The organism is Pseudomonas cavernicola, assembly GCF_003596405.1.
Taxonomy (GTDB): Bacteria; Pseudomonadota; Gammaproteobacteria; order Pseudomonadales; family Pseudomonadaceae; genus Aquipseudomonas; species Aquipseudomonas cavernicola.
On record NZ_QYUR01000006.1, the window covers coordinates 447,977 to 461,046 of the forward strand.

Below are 13,070 nucleotides of genomic sequence, written 5' to 3' on the forward strand. Positions count from 1 at the left end.
AACCACGGCTCAGGCGTTTGAGGGCCATGGCCAGAATTCGGCCTGCTTGTAGCCCTGTTGGTTCTCGATGATCAGGTCATCGATGAAGGCCCAGGGCGGCGTGGCGTGGCGAGCAAACTAGGCCAGGTTTCCAGCGGCTGCCCAGTAACTAAGCCGTGAGTTGTGCCCTGCGCAGGCACCGGCGGGCGGCGCAGCGCCCTAGCGCTGCTGGCTAAGCAGGCGATTCAGCAGCCAGGCATAGACCAGCGTATTGATCAGCAACACCAGGCCGCCCAGCCACAATTGGAGCTGCGGGGTCAGCCCGGCCGGGTAGATCAGGGGAAGCAGGTAGTGCTCGATAAAACCGCCGGCATAGCCCGCCTCGCCGGCGGCCCGGCGCAACTGGTTCTCCAGCGGCGTCAGTGGGCAGAACAGATGGAAGAGTTCGACCGTAGTACCCCAGGCCATCGCCGGCAGGTGAACCCAGGCCAGCCAGCGCCACTTCAGCACCAACAGCCCGCCGAGCAGCACGAAGAGGATAAACAGCAGATGGACCAGCACCACGGCGTCCGCAGCCAGACGGTAGATCATGCCGGCGTCCTGCCCTGCGGCAACGACAACGACAAGTAGGAGGCAGAGTCAGCGACCATCGGGGACAGCCTCAATCCAGCACAAACAGCTTGGCGCCCATCGGCGTGAAGGAACGGTGCGGCTCGGCGTTATCCGCCACCTGATAGCTCATCCCCGGTTTGAGCAGGAAGTGGCGACCATCCTTCAGTTCTGTATGCAGCTCGCCCTCCAGACACAGCAGGATATGGCCCTTCACACACCAGTGGTCGGCCAGGTAACCTGGCGAGTATTCCACCATCCGCACCCGCAGCGCGCCGAACTGGCGGGTGCGCCAATAGGCCACGCCAGTCTCGCCAGGATGCTCGGTGGGCTCCACGGCCGACCAATCGGTGGTGCCGAAGGGGATATCGCTCAGTTGCATGGGGCCGTCCTTAGGGTTTGCTGGTTATTGAATAGGCGGCTCATTCGCTGAGCCGCGCTTGCTCGGCCAGCTCGGCCTCGATAAAGGCCGCGATCATCGCCCGATACAGCGCCTCCACCACCTGTGGGTCGGCGCCCTGATCCTGCGCCAGCCCCCTGACCTTGGCGAGCACCTGCGCCACCCGCTGTGGGGCCTGCACCTCATCGGTGTTGCGCTTAAAGCGCGAAGCGCGCCGCCATTGCTCCTACATGAACAGCACGCTTACGTAGTACTTACCACCTGGGCGAGTACAGCACCTTAACCGACGCAGCCCTGCTCGGTGAACTTCACCCAGGCGACGGCAACTGCAGCAGCTTGTACCAGCCCAACAGTAGCACGCCTGTTTCCGCAGGTTACGGCAACAACCGGGCATGCCGATCGGCCAGCAGCCCACGACGAGCGCGGTGCGATAGGCGGCCAGGATCGGCAGCGGATTGCCGTCCATATTGGGGAAAAAGCAGTCACCTTTTGCTGACTCTGGCGAGTGGTCCGGTCCTGGCTCTTCCGCCGACAATTTTGTCGACATATTTTTACTACATTGTTCACAGCCTGTTGCACAACTTTCCATAAACGTAGTACACAACAGCACGCTCCCGCGCATAACTTGTCGGGCAGCGGGTGGGCACTCAAAAAGGGAGCATCGGCGAACACCGCGATGAGCCCCCCAAGACACCGAGCCCGGCTCGTCAGGGCTGCTAAGGTCATCGGAGACAAGGAGAAAACTCAATGAATGAGTTCGCTACAGCCACGCCCGATACGCTGCCTAGATTGACCTTGAAAGGCATCTGCAAGGTGTACCCCACGGTCGTCGCCAACGATGGGATCGACCTGACCGTCATGCCCGGCGAGATTCATGCCGTGCTGGGCGAGAACGGCGCCGGCAAGTCGACGCTAATGAAGATCATCTACGGCGTGACCCGGCAGAGCGCTGGCGAGATGTTCTGGGAGGGCCAGCCGGTCGCGGTGGAAAACCCGGCCCATGCCCGCAGCCTGGGCATTGGCATGGTGTTCCAGCACTTCTCGCTGTTCGAGACCCTGACCGTGCTGGAAAACGTCGCTCTGGCCCTACCGGGCAAACCCGATTTGCTGGATCTGGCCCGCCGCATCGAGGCGGTCTCCGAGCGCTACGGCCTACCGGTCGATCCCCGTCGGCACGTGCATGCGCTGTCCGTCGGCGAGCGCCAGCGGGTCGAAATCGTGCGTTGCCTGCTGCAAAACCCCAGACTGCTGATCATGGACGAACCGACCTCGGTGCTCACCCCGCAGGCGGTGCGCAAGCTGTTCGAGACCCTGCGCAAGTTGGCGAGCGAAGGCTGCTCGATCCTCTATATCAGCCACAAACTCGACGAAATCCAGGACCTGTGCCACAGCGCCACCGTGCTGCGGGCCGGCAAGGTCACGGGCGCCTGCATTCCCGCCCAGGAAACCCCCAAGAGCATGGCGCGGCTGATGATCGGCAAGGATCTGCCGGCCTGCGAACACACGACGGCGCAGGCCGGCGGCGAGGTCCGACTCAAACTGGCGGGGCTGTCCCTGGCCTCGGCCGATCCGTTCGGCACCGATCTCAAAGACCTTCAGCTGGAGGTGCGCTCCGGCGAGATCGTCGGCATCGCCGGGGTTTCGGGCAATGGCCAGGCCGAGCTGTTGGCGGTCATTTCCGGGGAGACCACGCTGCGCGAGAAAGCCCCGGTGCTGATCTGCGGGAACGCGGCGGGACACTTGCCGCCCGACCGCCGCCGGCAGATCGGGCTGTGCTTCGTGCCGGAAGAGCGCCTGGGCCGCGGCGCGGTGCCGAGCATGGCGCTCAGCGACAACGCCATCCTCACGGCCGCCACATCGAAGGCCCTGGTCAAGCGCGGGCTGATCGATTTCCGCGCCGCCAAGGCCTTCTCACGGGAGTGCATCGAGCGATTCAACGTCAAGTGCGGCGGGCCAGCCGCGCAGGCCAGGTCGCTGTCCGGCGGCAATCTGCAGAAGTACATCATGGGCCGCGAAATCATGCAGGCACCTAAGCTGCTAGTCGCCGCACAACCGACCTGGGGCGTGGATGTGGGCGCGGCGGCCTTTATCCGCCAGCAGATCATCGACCTGAGAAACAGTGGCTGCGCGGTGCTGGTGGTCTCCGAAGAGCTGGATGAATTGTTCGAGATTTGCGACCGCATCGCGGTGATCGCCAAGGGCAGGCTGTCGCCGACCCGACCACCGGCCGAGACCTCGGTGGAGGACATAGGCGTGTGGATGAGTGGCATGTGGCCGGGCGCCGAGAGCGCGCCGGCATCGACCAGCAATCAATAAACCGGCCATCAATAAAAAGGGAAAACGAGCCATGCTGTACTTCAAGCTTGAAACCCGTCCCGAAGCCTCGCGCACCATGAGCTATGTGTCGCCGCTGATTGCGGTGGCACTGACCGTGCTCGGCGGGCTGCTGGTGTTTTCCGCCTTGGGTAAAGACCCGCTCGAAGGCTTCCAGGTGTTCTTCCTCAATCCGGTGCGCAACTGGAACGGGGTGGCCGAACTGCTGTTAAAAGCCACCCCACTGATGCTCTGCGCAGTTGGGCTGGCCATCGGCTTCCGGGCCAATGTCTGGAATATCGGCGCGGAAGGCCAGTTTATCGTCGGCGCCTGCGCGGCGACGGGTGTGGCGCTGTACCTCGAGAACGTTAGCGGCCCGCAGGTACTGGTGGCGATGGTTGTGGGCGGGGCGCTCGGTGGCGCGGCCTGGGCGGCGATTCCGGCGCTCTTGCGCACCCGTTTCAACGCCAATGAGATTCTGGTCTCGCTGATGCTGGTCTACATTGCCCAGTTGCTGGTGTCCTGGCTGGTGTTCGGGCCCTGGATTGACCCCGAAGGCTTCAATTTCCCGCAGACCAAGATGTTCTCCGACTCGGCGCTGCTGCCGATGCTGATCGAGGGCACACGGCTGAACCTCGCCTTCGTGATCGCCCTCGGAGTACTGGCGGTCGGCTATGTGTTTATGCAGAAGAGCTTTCTCGGTTTCAAGATGCGCGTGGCCGGCGAGGCGACGGATGCGGCGCGCTATGCCGGTTTCTCGGCCAAGCTGATGATCTGGATCGGCCTGCTGGCGGGCGGGGCCAGCGCGGGTCTGGCCGGCATGGCCGAGGTCGCCGGGCCTATGGGCCAGTTGACTGACAAGGTCGCCAGCGGCTACGGATTTGCCGCCATCATCGTGGCCTTCGTCGGGCGGCTGAATCCCATCGGGATCTTCTTTGCCAGCCTTTTGATGGCGCTGCTGTATATCGGCGGCGAGCAGGCGCAGCAGTATCTGAGCCTGCCCTCTTCGATCTCAAAGGTGTTCCAGGGCATGTTGCTGTTCTTCCTGCTCGGCTCCGACCTGTTCATCAACTACCGGCTGCGCGTGCGTCGGACACTGGCTAAGGCGGGGAACTGAGATGGAGCAGAGTCTGATTACCTCAATTCTGTTCGCCACCCTAGTGGCGGGCACTCCGCTGATTATCGTGGCCCTGGGCGAACTGATCACCGAAAAGGCCGGGGTGCTCAACCTGGGCGCGGAAGGCACCATGGCGATGGGCGCAGTAGCCGGCTTCGCCGCCACCCATTACAGCGGCAACCCCTATCTCGGTGTACTGGCCGGCATGGCTGCCGGTGCGCTGATGAGCCTGCTCTTTGGCCTGTTGACGCTAACGCTGATGGCCAATCAGGTGGCCTCCGGGCTGGCGCTGGCGATCTTCGGTGTCGGCCTGTCGGCTTTTATCGGCAAACCCTACGAGTCGCTGACCCTGCAAGCCGTACCGGCGCTGCGCATTCCGCTGCTGGCCGATATTCCGCTTATCGGGCCGGCGCTGTTCAACCAGCAGTCCTTGGTCTATTTCTCCTGGGCCCTGCTCGGCGGCGTGCTCTGGTTCCTCTACAAAAGCCGCGCCGGACTGATCTTGCGCGCCGTCGGGGAATCGCCTTCGTCTGCCCATTCGATCGGCTATTCGGTGATCGGCATCCGCTACCTGGCAACCACCTTTGGTGGAGCCATGGCCGGTATCGGCGGCGCCTTCCTGTCGGTGTTCTACACCCCGCTATGGGTCGAGGGTATGGTCTCGGGCCGCGGCTGGATCGCGCTGGCGCTGGTGGTGTTCGCCACCTGGCGGCCGCTGCGAGTGATGGTCGGGGCCTACCTGTTCGGCGGGGTGATGATCAGTCAGTTGTTTATCCAGGGCTCGGGACTGCAGATCGATGTGCCGTCGCAGTTCCTCTCGGCGCTGCCCTATCTGGCCACGATCATTGTGTTGGTGCTGATTTCCCGGAACCTGCAGACCATCCGGCTGAATTCACCCATGTCGCTCGGCCAGCCCTACCGGCCGGACGCTTGATTTAACTGCGGGCCGTGAGGGGGGCGGCCCGCATTCTGCATTTCCCCCAATAACAAAAAACGGCTTACCAGCCAGCGCAATTAGGCAAGGAGAGGAACTGATGGGCAATCGCAGACATTTCATCAAGGCAGCGGGTGGTATGGCGGTGGCGGCAGTGTTTGGCGTCGGCCTGCTCGGTCAGGTGCAGGCGGCCGATCCGCTCAAGGTTGGTTTCGTTTATATCAGCCCGATCGGCGACGCCGGCTGGACCTACCAGCACGATCAAGGCCGTAAGCAGATGGAACAGGCGCTGGCCGGCAAGGTGGAGACCAAATACATCGAGAACGTGCCGGAAGGCGCCGACGCCGAACGGGTGATCCGCGAACTCGCCTCCAGCGGCTATACGCTGATCTACGCCACCAGCTTTGGTTACATGAACTACGTCGATCGCGTCGCCAAGCAATATCCGAACGTCACCTTCATGCACGCCACCGGCTACAAGATGGGCAAGAACTTCGGCAACTATAACGCCCGTTTCTATGAGGGCCGTTATCTGAATGGCGTGGTCGCCGGCAAGATGAGCAAGTCCAATGTCCTCGGTTATGTCGCAGCCTTCCCGATCCCCGAAGTGGTGATGGGCATCAATGCCTTCGCCCTCGGCGCCCGCAGCGTCAATCCGAAGGCCGAAGTCCGGGTGATCTGGGCGAACAGCTGGTATGACCCGGGCAAGGAGCGTGAAGCCGCGCTGACCCTGATCTCACAGGGTGCCGACATGCTCACCCATCACACTGACTCGACCGCGGTGGTTCAAGCCGCCGAGGAAAAGGGCGTGTATGCCTTCTCCTACCATTCGGACATGGCGAAATATGGCCCCAAGGCGCAGCTCTCCGGCACCACTCACCAATGGGGCGATTTCTACACCAAGACCACCACGGATGTGTTGAATGGCACCTGGAAACCGGCCTCGACCTGGGGCGGAGTCAAGGAGGGCATGATCAAGACCGTACCGCTCAACCCGTCCGTCCCGGCCGAGGTGAAGGACCTGGTCACCAAGCTGGAAGGCGATCTGCGGGCCGGCAGCTTCCATCCCTTTGCCGGCCCGGTCGTGGACCAGGACGGCAAGACCCGCGTCGCCGCCGGCCAGGTGATCAGCGATAGCGATCTGGGCAAGATGGATTACTTCGTGCAAGGCGTGGCCTCCAAGCTGCGGCAGAAGTAAACCGGGCAAGTACCAGCAAAAGGCCAACCGAGAGGTTGGCCTTTTGCTTGGCGCCTATCGCCTGGAATCGGCTGGGCGGCCTCTTACTGGCCGGCCCCAACTTCGATGGAGAGTTGGTAGGGCGGGTGAAACCCGCCAAATAAAAGGAGCAAAACAATATTGGCTAATCATCAGCCGCGCGGGTTTCACCCGCCCTACAAGGCTCAACCTCCGCGCCGCGATCCGCTCATGGCCGCTGGGGTAAGAGCACGATGCAGTTGGGGTTCAGCCCCATGTTCTTGAGCGTGTCCATGCTGGCGATGGGCTTGCCCTCGGCCACGTCAATCACGGTTATGGAACCGTCGCTCATGCCCGGCAGGTTGAGCAGGCTGTTCTGGACGAAGAGGTAGCGCTCGTCAGGGGAGAAGGCCAGGTGGTGCGCCCCAGCCGCCGCCGGGATGGCCTTGAGGAACTTGGGCTTCTGTGGGTCACTCACGTCGTAGACGCTGACGTGCCCTGGCTTGGCGGTGGTCACATAGAGCCGGTCACGCTTTTTGGTGTGCTCCATCTCCAGGGCCACCCCGTGGTTGCGTGAGCCGTAGTCGTCCACCTGACTGAAGCCGAAGCCCTTGGTGGCGGGATTCCAGGCCGCCATCCAGAGCGTGCCCCCGTACATGTTGGTGATGTAAGCCACCGGAGGGGTCGCGCCGGGCATAAACATTACCTCGACCGGCGCCTCGCCGGAAGGCGAGGGCTTGCGCGATACTTTGTGGGTGGAGAGCACCTTGCCTGTGCTCGCCTCCAGCACGGTCACAGTTTCGCCTGGGTCGCCGAGGTCGGAGGGCCGCACTGTGCTCGTGATCATGACGCGGTCAATGCCATTGTGGATGCTGATGCCGTGGGGATACTTGATAAAAGCCGGCCCTCCAGCGGGTGATCCGATGGTTTTGATCGGCTTGTCAGTGGCTGCGTCACCCATCACCACGTTACTCGAGCCCATGCAGGTGAGATACCAGGTCCGGCTGTTTTCCGAGAAGACGACGTCCTCCAGCACCTGGCAGTCCGGCACCGGCACCGCCTTCATCCGATAGGGAAAGCGGGTAAGGTCCATCACATGAAGGACACTTTTGCCGAGAGCTGTGATGTAGGCCTTGCTCTTGTCGCGGTTGAAGTAGATGTGGTGGGCTACGAGGTCAGGCGGCAGAGGGATCTCCATCAGCAGCTTCCCGAAGCTCGGCGACTTCGGGTCGACATCGACGACCGCCAGTCCTTCCTTCCTCATTATCTGCTCAGGCTTGGTCTCGTAATTGAGCAGGGCCAGGATCTCGGCCTGAGCCTGAGAGGCAGACAGGACCATCGCGGTCAGCAGCAGCGTACGGACGAAGATTTTCATCGAACTCTCCTTTCCTAGATGGAATATGGCGACAGCTCGCATTCAAACTCCGTCAGACCAGTCAGACAGCAGCCTAGCGTTTGAGTTAAGGGCGCGTTTTGGGCTAGCCAAAAACGTCGACCCTTCAACGAGTTGTTAGGCCAGAGCGCTCTTGGCTACGCGGGCTCGCTCTTTCTGCCGGTCATCTCGGACGGACGAATGCGAACGAAGACGACCTTGCCTTGCTCCTGCTTCTCGGCGTACTCGGCTTGCATCCAGTTCGGCATATCCGGAAACCTAGAAACCAGCAGAGGCGAAATCGCCTTGACCTCTTTCGAATCCGTGACGATCTCAAATGTGCCCTCACCGGAAATGCTGTGCCAGCTGAAGGGGCCGGTTCTTGCTGAAGTATCGATTTGAAAGGATACCTTTGGGTTAGCCGCGGCCAGCTGGGTTTTTCGACCTTTGGTTGTCATTGCGTACAGGGCACCCCCGTGCCAGATGAATCCGAGAGGCACGAGGTAGTGCTCTCCGTTCGCCTCGAAACCGACGCGCATAACGCGCTCCACACTGAGTAGATCATCGATCTCTGCCTGGCTTATTTGCTTGAACGCCATGATTTTCTCCTGGGCTGGGGATGATTTCGCCTAGGCCTAACGGTAAAGCTCAACAGCGGGATCGGCCGGCGAGACCTTCATACCTCGGAAAGCCAGCATGCCGGCCCCGTCTGCTGCAACGCTTTGTTAGGCCAAACTCCTGCCCATGAATGATTCCTGTGCTTATGCCTCCTTGACCACACCGCGCTCGCCTTCCAGTTCCACGGGCGTGATGTAGTCACAAGGCATCTTCATCTTTTGGAACCAGGCGGCCAAAGCTTGCTGGTCGGGGGCTTCCATGATGCAGAAGATTTTGCCTTCGGACAGATTGAGGAAGCTCCGGTATGGCCGCACCGTCGGGTCATTCTGTGCGGCCTGGGCCAGTTGGTTGACCTGCTCGCGCTGGAGCGCTCCGGCAGGCATCGTGTGACTGCTCATGAACTTCGGCATGGTTGGTTCTCCTTTCGAACTCGATGTGACAGAAACTCGGCCCAGGTGGTGGATAACATTCCAGCACTGCCATCACCAAACTGCCCTGGCATGCCGCTTTGCGCTGCTCAGTGTCCTGATAAGGAGGTTATCCACCGCTTGGGCCGAGCTATCTGCCGGAAGAGAGTTGGCGAGAAGATTCAGGCTTCCCGCCCAGCGAGGTACATTCCAGCGAGTAGCGTTGAGGCTAGCCCTGCTCAGACCGTCCGGCAAAAACCACTCGTCATCGGGTAGGAGGCGGGGTCACCCCCGCCGTCCTCCCACACCACCGTACGTACGGTTCCGTATACGGCGGTTCCTGCCTACTGACAAACTGCATCAGCGAGCTTGGTTTCGTTCGATGTGTCGCCCGCGTAGTCTAAGCACCCGGACAGGCTCTCGGGACTTCCGGCCCCTACCTCCTGATTGTCCAGGCCTCCGTATAAGGGAGCTTGTGCCTGCGACCCGCTCAGAGAGCACACCTGACTATCCGCTCATGGCAGGTTCAGCCCTTCATTGCTCCGGTTCCGAGCAACTACTACGGCCTCGGCTGACTTCTGCTCGCCCATCCCGTCACCTCACGATGCCGGTAGCACATGGCAGGCGAACAGATCTCCCAGGGTAATTCGCGCGACCTTCCTGCTTATGCCTGTCGGATATACGTCGTAGCGTTCCGTGCAAGTATCGGGCTTTGGCAATTATGGCTACCTCACCCTGCTACGCCGCCTAATCCGCTTCCTGTTCGTCAGGCCAGCAGTTTGCCTTCGGCTTCCTTCAGATTCGCAGTCGCCCGCGACACCCTTGCCTTCAGCTAACACTTCCCCTTGCCGGGTGTGTAGAGGACTTCCACCTCCAAGTCATCCAGCTCACCACCACAGTGAGCCAGACAGCGCCAGTCACGGCGCTACGCGCCATGCCTGGCGCACCATAAAAAAGGGCAGCCCAAGGGCTGCCCAAATCACTCAGAGAGTTGTTGCTTAGTGAGCCGCGGCACCGCTGGCACCCAGGCCGGTTTGCGAGCGAACGAATTGCGGCAGGAAGCGTGCGCGCTCATCGGCAGCGGAAGTGGACTTGTCCGTAATGGAGAAGAACCAGATACCGACGAAGGCCACGATCATCGAGAACAGCGCCGGGTATTCGTACGGGAAGATGGCCTGGGCGTTACCCAGTACCTGTACCCATACGGTTGGGCCAAGGATCATCAGGCCCACAGCAGTCCCCAGCCCCAGCCAGCCGCCGATCATGGCGCCACGGGTAGTCAGGTTTTTCCAGTACATGCTGAGGAACAGCACCGGGAAGTTGCAGCTGGCGGCAATCGAGAACGCCAGGCCGACCATGAAGGCGATGTTTTGCTTCTCGAACAGGATACCCAGACCGATGGCGAGTACGCCGAGGGCCACGGTAGTGATCTTCGAGACGCGCAGTTCATCCTTCTCGTTGGCTTTGCCCTTCTTGATCACGCTGGCGTAGATGTCATGCGACACCGCCGAAGCACCAGCCAGGGTCAGGCCGGCAACCACCGCGAGGATGGTGGCGAACGCCACCGCCGAGATGAAGCCTAGGAACAGGCTGCCGCCAACGGCGTTAGCCAGGTGCACCGCTGCCATGTTGTTGCCGCCCAGCAGGGCGCCGGTCGCATCTTTAAACATCGGGTTGGTGCTGACCAGCAGGATCGCGCCGAAGCCGATGATGAAGGTCAGGATATAGAAGTAGCCGATAAAGCCAGTCGCATAGAACACGCTCTTACGGGCTTCTTTGGCGTCGCTCACGGTGAAGAAGCGCATAAGGATGTGCGGCAGACCGGCAGTACCGAACATCAATGCCAGACCGAGGGAGATCGCCGACACCGGATCTTTCACCAGCGCGCCGGGGCTCATGATGGCCTGACCTTTGGCGTGCACTTTCACCGCTTCGGAGAACAGCGTGCCGAAGTCGAAGTTAACGTGCTTCATCACCATCAACGCCATGAACGAGGCGCCGGAGAGCAGCAGCACGGCTTTGATGATCTGCACCCAGGTGGTCGCCAGCATGCCGCCGAATAGCACGTAGAGCACCATCAGGATACCAACCAGGATCACCGCGACGTGGTAGTCGAGGCCGAACAACAGTTCGATCAACTTACCGGCACCGACCATTTGCGCGATCAGGTAGAACGCCACCACCACCAACGAACCGCTGGCAGACAGGGTGCGGATTTCTTTCTGCTTCAGGCGGTAGGACGCCACGTCAGCGAAGGTGTACTTGCCGAGGTTACGCAGGCGCTCCGCGATCAGGAACAGAATGATCGGCCAGCCGACCAGAAAGCCGATCGAGTAGATCAGGCCGTCGTAGCCAGAGGTGAACACCAGGGCGGAAATACCCAGGAAGGACGCCGCCGACATGTAGTCGCCGGCAATCGCCAGACCATTCTGGAAGCCGGTGATCTTGCCGCCGGCAGCGTAGTGGTCAGCCGTCGAGTTATTGCGCTTCGAGGCCCAGTAGGTGATGAACAAGGTGGCGCCGACGAAGGCGACGAACATGACGATGGCCGAGACGTTCATCGGCTGGCGTTGAACGTCGCCGGTCAGCGCTTCGGCGGCCCAGAGAGCCGGAGCGAAGGCGAACAAGCCCAGCGTGGCAAGCAGACGCGCGATCATTTCTGCACCTCATCCAGAATGGCCTGGTTCAGCTCGTCGAATTCACCGTTGGCACGGAATACATAGATGCCAGTCAGGATGAAGGCCGAGACGATCAACCCTACTCCCACCGGAATGCCCCAGGTCGTGGTCGAGCCCGGGCTGATCGGCGTACCAAACAGCTGCGGATCGAACGCGATGATCAGGATGAAGGCCACATACAGGCCGAGCATGATGGCTGAGAGTATCCAGGCGAATCGCTCGCGCTTGGATACCAGTTCTTTGAAGCGCGGACTTTGTTCAATCCGCTCGTAGATGCTGTCGTTCATTTTGTTGTTGTCCTCCGCAGCACGGGTTGCTGGTGAGGTAACTCTAGAGCGCTTGGGTGCGCGCGACAGACGACCTTAGTCTTAGTTGAGACCATAGTCTTAGTCGCCGAAACAGCCACAAGGCCCAAAAACAAACAAGCCGCTCAGTGCAGGCACTCAGCGGCTTGGGTAACGCGTCTGTTAGCTACAGTTTATTGCAGCCATTCCTTGACCCGATCCGGGTGCTCGCTCACCCACTTCTGCGCAGCCGCCGCGGGCTTGGCGCCCTCTTCGATGGCCAGCATTACTTCGCCGATTTCACTGGGTTTCCAGGTGAATTTCTTCAGGAAGGCCACCACTGTCGGCGCCTTGGCCTCTAGACCTGGGTTGGCAATGCTGTCGACGTGCTCGGCAGCGCCGTAGACGCCTTTCGGATCGTCGAGAAAGCGCAGCTTCCACTTGGCGAACATCCAGTGTGGAATCCAGCCGGTGACGGCAATCGGCTTCTGCGACTTGATCGAACGCGCCAGCTCGGCGGTCATGGCGCTACCGGAACTGGCCTGCAGTTTGTAGTCCAGAGCGTAGTCCTTGATCGCCTGTTCGGTCTTGAGCATCACACCCGAGCCGGCATCGATGCCGACGATGCGCCCGGCAAAGCCGTCTTTCTGCCCTTGCAGGTCGGCGATGCTCTTGGCCGCGACATACTCCGGCACGATCAGGCCAATCTTCGCGTCATTGAAGTTCGGGCCGAGGTCGACCACTTGATCCTTCAACTTCTCGTAATAGGGCCCATGGGTGACCGGCAGCCAAGCCGAAAGCATGGCGTCCAACTGCCCTTTCGCCACGCCCTGCCACATGATGCCGGTGGCCACAGGCATCAACTTCACCTCATAGCCGAGCTTCTGCGTAATGATCTCAGCCGCCACATGGGTAGTCGCCACACTGTCCGACCAACCCTCCACATAGCCAATTTTGAGGGTTGGCTTTTCCGCCGCAGCTGCCAAGCCCGCACTCAGTGCCAGTGCCAGACTGGCGCCGAAACCCAAGAGCCGTCGCATTCTCATTGTTTTTCCCCGAAAGTAGCGCGCCCGACCGATGTCGAGCAGCTGGAGTGGTGTTTTCGTTTGGGATTCGCCCCCGTCACGCCCCAAGCAAGCCCTGCCTCTTATCAGTGGAGTGCTG

Annotated in this window: 12 protein-coding genes and 1 pseudogene; 4 read left to right on the forward strand and 9 right to left on the reverse strand. The window is 61.1% G+C overall.

The window, feature by feature from the left end:
- Nucleotides 1-198 precede the first annotated feature (198 nt).
- From D3879_RS18160 to D3879_RS18170, 3 genes and pseudogenes are all read right to left on the reverse strand, one after another.
- A complete protein-coding gene (locus D3879_RS18160; protein ID WP_119955662.1) occupies nucleotides 199-570 on the reverse strand; it encodes a DUF2784 domain-containing protein in 372 nt (123 codons plus the stop codon).
- A 70-nt stretch (nucleotides 571-640) separates the two neighbouring features.
- Nucleotides 641-970: a DHCW motif cupin fold protein gene (locus D3879_RS18165; protein ID WP_119955663.1), complete on the reverse strand. Its 330-nt coding sequence runs from the start codon at nucleotides 968-970 to the stop codon at nucleotides 641-643.
- A 40-nt stretch (nucleotides 971-1,010) separates the two neighbouring features.
- Nucleotides 1,011-1,190 (reverse strand): annotated as a pseudogene (locus D3879_RS18170) (chorismate mutase); the annotation flags it as partial.
- A 545-nt stretch (nucleotides 1,191-1,735) separates the two neighbouring features.
- Between D3879_RS18170 and D3879_RS18175 the strand changes: the two are divergent.
- From D3879_RS18175 to D3879_RS18190, 4 genes are all read left to right on the forward strand, one after another.
- Complete coding sequence (locus D3879_RS18175) at nucleotides 1,736-3,304, forward strand: ABC transporter ATP-binding protein (protein ID WP_119955665.1); 1,569 nt, start codon at nucleotides 1,736-1,738, stop codon at nucleotides 3,302-3,304.
- A 34-nt stretch (nucleotides 3,305-3,338) separates the two neighbouring features.
- Nucleotides 3,339-4,418, forward strand: coding sequence for an ABC transporter permease (locus tag D3879_RS18180; RefSeq protein WP_218567852.1), 1,080 nt, complete (start codon nucleotides 3,339-3,341; stop codon nucleotides 4,416-4,418).
- A gap of 1 nt (nucleotide 4,419) precedes the next feature.
- A complete protein-coding gene (locus D3879_RS18185; RefSeq protein WP_119955666.1) occupies nucleotides 4,420-5,352 on the forward strand; it encodes an ABC transporter permease in 933 nt (310 codons plus the stop codon).
- Between the two features lie 100 nt (nucleotides 5,353-5,452).
- Nucleotides 5,453-6,550: a BMP family ABC transporter substrate-binding protein gene (locus D3879_RS18190; RefSeq protein ID WP_119955667.1), complete on the forward strand. Its 1,098-nt coding sequence runs from the start codon at nucleotides 5,453-5,455 to the stop codon at nucleotides 6,548-6,550.
- A 226-nt stretch (nucleotides 6,551-6,776) separates the two neighbouring features.
- On the opposite strand, the gene D3879_RS18195 is transcribed toward D3879_RS18190, so the two are convergent.
- The 6 genes from D3879_RS18195 to D3879_RS18220 all read right to left on the reverse strand — a co-directional run bounded on the left by D3879_RS18195 (nucleotide 6,777) and on the right by D3879_RS18220 (nucleotide 12,952).
- Complete coding sequence (locus tag D3879_RS18195) at nucleotides 6,777-7,922, reverse strand: YncE family protein (RefSeq protein ID WP_119955668.1); 1,146 nt, start codon at nucleotides 7,920-7,922, stop codon at nucleotides 6,777-6,779.
- Between the two features lie 155 nt (nucleotides 7,923-8,077).
- Nucleotides 8,078-8,518 carry a pyridoxamine 5'-phosphate oxidase family protein gene (locus D3879_RS18200; RefSeq protein WP_119955669.1) on the reverse strand — a complete coding sequence of 147 codons (441 nt, stop codon included), beginning with the start codon at nucleotides 8,516-8,518 and terminating at the stop codon, nucleotides 8,078-8,080.
- 162 nt (nucleotides 8,519-8,680) lie between these two features.
- Nucleotides 8,681-8,947, reverse strand: a complete 267-nt coding sequence (locus D3879_RS18205; RefSeq protein ID WP_119955670.1) for a nickel-binding protein — start codon at nucleotides 8,945-8,947, stop codon at nucleotides 8,681-8,683.
- A gap of 995 nt (nucleotides 8,948-9,942) precedes the next feature.
- Nucleotides 9,943-11,601 carry a cation acetate symporter gene (locus tag D3879_RS18210; protein ID WP_119955671.1) on the reverse strand — a complete coding sequence of 553 codons (1,659 nt, stop codon included), beginning with the start codon at nucleotides 11,599-11,601 and terminating at the stop codon, nucleotides 9,943-9,945.
- Entirely contained in the window at nucleotides 11,598-11,909 is a 312-nt protein-coding gene (locus D3879_RS18215) for a DUF485 domain-containing protein (protein WP_119955672.1), read from the reverse strand. The genes D3879_RS18210 and D3879_RS18215 overlap by 4 nt, the downstream gene beginning before the upstream one ends.
- A 191-nt stretch (nucleotides 11,910-12,100) precedes the next feature.
- Nucleotides 12,101-12,952, reverse strand: coding sequence for a glycine betaine ABC transporter substrate-binding protein (locus D3879_RS18220; RefSeq protein WP_119955673.1), 852 nt, complete (start codon nucleotides 12,950-12,952; stop codon nucleotides 12,101-12,103).
- Between the last annotated feature and the right edge of the window lie 118 nt (nucleotides 12,953-13,070).

Excerpts from the sequence above, each read along its gene's own strand:
- D3879_RS18160 (WP_119955662.1), bottom strand. The coding sequence starts at position 570 with ATGATCTACCGTCTGGCTGCGGACGCCGTGGTGCTGGTCCATCTGCTG.
- D3879_RS18165 (WP_119955663.1), bottom strand. The coding sequence starts at position 970 with ATGCAACTGAGCGATATCCCCTTCGGCACCACCGATTGGTCGGCCGTG.
- D3879_RS18175 (WP_119955665.1), top strand. The coding sequence starts at position 1,736 with ATGAATGAGTTCGCTACAGCCACGCCCGATACGCTGCCTAGATTGACC.
- D3879_RS18185 (WP_119955666.1), top strand. The coding sequence starts at position 4,420 with ATGGAGCAGAGTCTGATTACCTCAATTCTGTTCGCCACCCTAGTGGCG.
- D3879_RS18190 (WP_119955667.1), top strand. The coding sequence starts at position 5,453 with ATGGGCAATCGCAGACATTTCATCAAGGCAGCGGGTGGTATGGCGGTG.
- D3879_RS18195 (WP_119955668.1), bottom strand. The coding sequence starts at position 7,922 with ATGAAAATCTTCGTCCGTACGCTGCTGCTGACCGCGATGGTCCTGTCT.
- D3879_RS18200 (WP_119955669.1), bottom strand. The coding sequence starts at position 8,518 with ATGGCGTTCAAGCAAATAAGCCAGGCAGAGATCGATGATCTACTCAGT.
- D3879_RS18205 (WP_119955670.1), bottom strand. The coding sequence starts at position 8,947 with ATGCCGAAGTTCATGAGCAGTCACACGATGCCTGCCGGAGCGCTCCAG.
- D3879_RS18210 (WP_119955671.1), bottom strand. The coding sequence starts at position 11,601 with ATGATCGCGCGTCTGCTTGCCACGCTGGGCTTGTTCGCCTTCGCTCCG.
- D3879_RS18215 (WP_119955672.1), bottom strand. The coding sequence starts at position 11,909 with ATGAACGACAGCATCTACGAGCGGATTGAACAAAGTCCGCGCTTCAAA.
- D3879_RS18220 (WP_119955673.1), bottom strand. The coding sequence starts at position 12,952 with ATGAGAATGCGACGGCTCTTGGGTTTCGGCGCCAGTCTGGCACTGGCA.